Below are 819 nucleotides of genomic sequence, written 5' to 3' on the forward strand. Positions count from 1 at the left end.
TAATCGTGTTTTGACAGCCTGTAGTATCATTAGTCGCCAACACAAAGATGGTTTGTACTCCAATTTCTGTATTGCTATATGCTGCTGGATTTGCAATTGGTGTATCAGCAGCTAAATCTGCGGCATTGGCAAAGTAGTCTAAACTAATTCCTGGCGCATTGTTGAGTAATTGTTCAGAGAGTGAAGAAAGATCAAATACTTCGACACCGTCATTTAAACTTACCGCATCACAGGTTTCTAAACCTGGCAATTGTACAAGTGTTGGTAGTTCATTGACAATCAAGGTAAGATTGGTTACTCTAAAACAGCTAGTAGCTAAATCATCTACACGTACCCAAATAACTTGTGAGTTTGGCGTGATATTGCTGTAAGCATTTACATTGTTGATTTGTCCTGCGCCAGTACCTAAATTGGCATTAGCCAGTGTATTGTAATACCGAATGGTATGTGTTAGTGGATCTTCTCCATTTAGAATATCAGGTTCGCTTAGCGTTAAATCGAACTGAGCAATACCATCAGTATCAGTGTCACATTCTTCCAATGTAGCCGCATCTAAAGCAGCGATTTCAGGTGCATCATTCACGATTAAATCAAGTGGTACGACATTGAAACATCCCGTAAGGACATTTTCCACACGTACATAAATGGTTTGAGCATCCGCATTGATATTCGTATAGGTATCAGGCAATGGATTGACATCGTTGTCCGCATCTTCTGGTGTTTCGTGGTAAGTAACCGTTACCTGTCCTGGAATTACACCTCCTGTGATTTGATTCTCAGTACTTCTGATATCAAAGATTCCGAAACCATCGTTGTCGG

1 pseudogene is annotated in these 819 nt (G+C 40.3%); it reads right to left on the reverse strand.

Going from position 1 to position 819, the window contains the following annotated elements:
• Window positions 1–819: pseudogene (locus AA089_RS25335) on the reverse strand (CUB protein); the annotation flags it as partial.

Origin of the sequence: Kordia jejudonensis, from assembly GCF_001005315.1 — a bacterium.
In the GTDB taxonomy this organism is placed as follows: domain Bacteria; phylum Bacteroidota; class Bacteroidia; order Flavobacteriales; family Flavobacteriaceae; genus Kordia; species Kordia jejudonensis.